The sequence below is a fragment of the Sulfurovum sp. bin170 genome (assembly GCF_010892395.1).
In the GTDB taxonomy this organism is placed as follows: Bacteria; Campylobacterota; Campylobacteria; order Campylobacterales; family Sulfurovaceae; genus UBA1140.
On sequence record NZ_JAACKB010000077.1, the window covers coordinates 1 to 4,227 of the forward strand.

Genomic DNA, 4,227 nt, shown 5'->3' on the forward strand with positions numbered 1-4,227 from the left:
AGCTATATATAATAAATAAAAACATATTAAAATTTATTTTAGATACAATTAGTAATATATCTTTCTATTTTTTCTAAAAATTAATACTATTTTTGAGCATTTTTGAATATTCTATTATATAATATAACCCACTAAATAAAAAGGGAAAATAGATGAAACAGATTGCTTTAATATTAATAGGACTTAGTAGCCTAACATGGGCAGAGCTTAGTTCACACAATGGTATCGTTAAAGATAGTGAGACTAAACTAGAGTGGCAAAATAGCTATAGAGGAGAGATTACAGAGTTAGATTGGGAAAATGCTGTATCTTATTGTGAAAATCTTGAACTTGATGGAGGAGGGTGGAGACTTCCAAGCAAAAGTGATTTAGTCTCTATTATTAGTACTAAAGATAGTAGACCTGCTTTAGACAAACTCTTTTTAAATAAAAAGCCTACAAGATTTGATTACTGGACATCTACTGTTGATAAAGATGAACCTAACCTTCGGTGGGGAGTCAACTTTAATCGTGGTTGGACAGGTCGATATACTAAACATTATGGTCTTAAAGTTCGTTGTGTAAGAGGAGAGTTGACTGATAACATACCAATGGCTAAAACATATGGTACTGTTGGAAAAGAGTCTAAACCTTTTTCAGATGAAAAGAAAGGTATTATAATTATTCTTGGAGAACAAAGCCCTAGCTTTCGTAACTCCTCAGAGTAGTTGGCTCTTAGACTATTAAGAAAGTCCATCTCACATAGGGATTTTAATCCCTTGTTTTCAAAAATTATGGATAAATATTACTAACTACAAATCCATTACCAATCTGTCCAGAAGCTATAGCTGATTTTGCCTCAGCTCTACTGTTAAATCCAAGTAGAATAGCTTTATACAAAGTTTTACCTCTCACCGTAACGGTTTTTACAATAGCTGTATACCTACCCGCCGCAGCACTCTCTGCTGCATTTCGTGCTGCTGATTGAGAAGAGAATGCTCCAATCTGAACACCTATTCCACTGTTTGAACTACCTGCAGGTGGGGAGTTATATGCAGGAGGTGGAGTATATGTAGAAGAGGGTGGTGTATATGAAGAGCCACCACTATAAGAGGATGAACCTGCAACAATAAACGCCCCAGGGAACTGTCTATCCCTCAAAGTTAGAGCCTCTGACCTATTCGAAAAACCTGTTACTATAACCTTGCTCATAGCACCTTTTTTTACATAAGCAGAGTATCTTGGGTCTAAACTTAAACCATTTTTGAACTCTTCTGCCGAATAGTAGTCTTTTAGTGCAGCAATTTGAAGATGGATACCTCCACTTGTAGTAGCAGGGCTACTATTATACGGGATATTCTCAGTATATGTACCTGTTGTCGCACTTGGAGCAACTCCACCACCTGTTGAGTATGGGTCAACATATACCTCAGAACCAGCATTGCTAGAGACACCTCCTCCATATGGATCATCAAAAGGTCCTGATGAGGCAACACTACCTGTTGGCTGTTCATAACCACCAGTAGATACAACTGTCTCCTCAACAACTGTCCCATATCCGACACCACTATCAACTACATTTGGATCAGCATATACTATTGGTGTACCATCTTCATAGACAACTTCTGTTGCTGGTTGTTCATTATATACTGTAGTATCTGACTGGTTTGGTGCATCTGTTGGCTTAACACATCCTGTAGCCAATAGTGATAACATAACTGTTGAAATAACCACTTTATTATATCTCATCTTTCTTCCCTTTAGTAACTTCTTTATATTATAGCGATATTTTTATTAACTCTTATTTTTTTATATTTTTTAATTGTAGAGTTCTCTCTTTTCTACTAGAGATTGAAAAACGAAGTAACTCATCTGCACTATTGACATACTCTGGAATATTATCAAATGTGATATTCAGCAACTTTGCAGTTGTTAGAGCATCACTATAGGCTCTATGGTGTACTTCTACACCCAACTCAAGAGACTCATTTAGATATGCTAAACCATACCTCTCACTCTCTATTGTTCTTTTAGCTAAGTCGATAGAACATAAAACTTGATTGCCTATTGTACCCAGACCAAAATGGTCAAAAGAGTAATTTAGAAATCCATAATCAAAGTTTGCATTGTGAGCTACAAATATAGAGTCCCCTATAAACTCTCTAAGTTTTGTCAGAACTTCTAATCTACTAGGAGCGTCAACAAGGTCTGTGTGTTCAATGCCAGTAATTTTGCTAATATACTTTGGCAAAAAAGTACACTCTACAAAACTCTCAAAACGGTCAATCGCTTCACCATTTTGAAGCATCACTGCACCAACCTCTATAACCTGTGATTTTTCTGGTTTACTTCCGTTTGTCTCAATATCAATAACACAAAACTTCTGCTCACTATAAGGGGTAATATAGGTTTGTAAAAAATATCCATGCTCATTCTCTTCAATAGGATAACCAGACGCTTGAAGTAATAAAAAAAGTGTATCACTATCTTCAAAAAGAGTTGTATGTTTGGATACAATCCTATCATATGATGCTGATGATAATCTCCCCTCATTTCGTCTAAAGGCAGAAGTTAATTCTCTATAAACGCTTTGCATTTTCTATAAATTCAGTTACCTTTTTATAATCTTTTCTACCTTTGATTCGCTCAACACCTGAACTCACATCTACTCCATAAAAGTTATACTTTTTAAGCTCATGTAGATTGGCAGGTGTCAATCCACCTGCTAGGATAATCTTGGAGCAATCAAGACCCTCAAACCACTCCAGGTTCAATCTTTTTCCAGAACCTCCATACCCTTCGCAATAGACATCAACTAGTCTATATCTATCTGCATACTGAAGTATATCTTTTGGTTCTTTGGCACGAATAACAGGGAGAGCCTTTGACCCTATCATATCTAATGCCTCCTCATCCACATCAAAGTGAATCTGACTTACAGTTAGATTACAATATTTGCTAATTGTATCTATAGTATCTATACCCTCATTGACAAAAAGCCCTACTACTCCAACAAAGGGTGGCAGTTTGTCTATAATTTTTTTGGCATCTGTAGGTGTGATATATCTTGGTGACTCTCTATAAAATACAAACCCTAAAGCATCAGCACCTGCTTTTACAGCCTGTAGTGCATCGTTTAGGTTCGTTATCCCACATATTTTAACTCTCATGGATTTTCCTTTTTTATGGGCAGACACATCGGTCTACCCCTACGATAACAATTTTATTGCTTTTTTATATCCATCAATGTGTCCAAAAACATAAGAACCTGCCACGACAATATCAACTCCTGCCTCTTTTAACTGGTCTATATTTTTATCATTGACTCCACCATCAACTTGGATGAGACAGGCTGGGTTGTGTTGCTCTATTAAAGCTTTTAGGCGTTTTGCCTTCTCTATCACTGATGGGATAAACTTCTGCCCACCAAAACCCGGATTGACACTCATAAGCAGTACCATATCTACATCTGCTAATAAAAACTCTATAGATTCAGGTGGAGTATGTGGATTGAGAACTATTGCTGGTCTGATACCACGAGAGCGAATCTTCTGTATCAATCTATGAGGATGTTTCTCCTCTTCTATATGAAAAGAGATATATTTAGGTTTTAGAGGTGCAAAGAGGTCAACAAAAAAGCTATTATTCTCAACCATTAGATGTATATCGAGTGGTTTTGTTGCTGTTTTTGCCACAGAGGAGACCACAACAGGACCAATTGTTAGGTTTGGTACAAAATGACCATCCATAACATCTACATGAACCAAATCACACCCACCATCACAAATCGCTTTTACATCTTCTGCCAATCTACCAAAATCAGCTGAGAGTATACTCGGAGCTACCAACATCTAAAGTCCTAAATAAAATTTTTGATTGCTATTATAACTAAAAGAGTAAAGCTTTGGCTTTTTAAAACTATAAACAATTCCTTTTAAGTAATTTTCTACTATAATCGCACAACTTTTTTGGGAGCTATATTGAATAGCCTCAACAACACTTATTTTATACAAAGGGTATGATATGGCAAGAAGATGTCAAGTAACAGGAAAAGGTCCATTGGTTGGAAACAATGTATCTCACGCAAACAACAAAACTAAAAGAAGACAGCTACCAAACTTAAGATCTGTAAAGATTACTTTAGAAGATGGTACAACTAAGAAAATCAAAGTTGCTGCTTCTACACTTAGAACAATGAAGAAAAAAGCTGCCCAAGCTGCAGCAGCCAACTAAAAAACTTAGCTACCC

6 protein-coding genes are annotated in these 4,227 nt (G+C 36.2%); 2 read left to right on the plus strand and 4 right to left on the minus strand.

From position 1 onward, the window contains the following. Nucleotides 1-152 precede the first annotated feature (152 nt). The gene (locus GSY74_RS01835; protein ID WP_164663414.1) at nt 153-707 is read left to right on the plus strand and encodes a DUF1566 domain-containing protein; all 555 of its coding nucleotides are present in this window, start codon (nt 153-155) and stop codon (nt 705-707) included. A gap of 64 nt (nt 708-771) precedes the next feature. On the opposite strand, the gene GSY74_RS01840 is transcribed toward GSY74_RS01835, so the two are convergent. Genes GSY74_RS01840 through rpe form a run of 4 tightly spaced genes read right to left on the minus strand, consistent with a single transcriptional unit; the run spans nt 772 to nt 3,830 of the window. Continuing rightward, a complete protein-coding gene (locus GSY74_RS01840; RefSeq protein ID WP_164663415.1) occupies nt 772-1,728 on the minus strand; it encodes an SPOR domain-containing protein in 957 nt (318 codons plus the stop codon). 52 nt (nt 1,729-1,780) lie between these two features. Further along, a complete protein-coding gene (locus GSY74_RS01845) occupies nt 1,781-2,575 on the minus strand; it encodes a 3'-5' exonuclease (RefSeq protein WP_164663416.1) in 795 nt (264 codons plus the stop codon). Continuing rightward, a complete protein-coding gene (locus tag GSY74_RS01850; protein WP_164663417.1) occupies nt 2,559-3,149 on the minus strand; it encodes a phosphoribosylanthranilate isomerase in 591 nt (196 codons plus the stop codon). The genes GSY74_RS01845 and GSY74_RS01850 overlap by 17 nt, the downstream gene beginning before the upstream one ends. A gap of 39 nt (nt 3,150-3,188) precedes the next feature. Next, nucleotides 3,189-3,830: a ribulose-phosphate 3-epimerase gene (gene rpe, locus GSY74_RS01855; protein ID WP_164663418.1), complete on the minus strand. Its 642-nt coding sequence runs from the start codon at nt 3,828-3,830 to the stop codon at nt 3,189-3,191. Nucleotides 3,831-4,002: 172 nt separating this feature from the next. On the opposite strand from rpe, the gene rpmB reads away from it, so the two are divergent. Next, on the plus strand, nt 4,003-4,212 hold the full coding sequence (rpmB, locus tag GSY74_RS01860; RefSeq protein WP_164663419.1) for a 50S ribosomal protein L28: 210 nt from the start codon (nt 4,003-4,005) through the stop codon (nt 4,210-4,212). Nucleotides 4,213-4,227 lie beyond the last annotated feature (15 nt).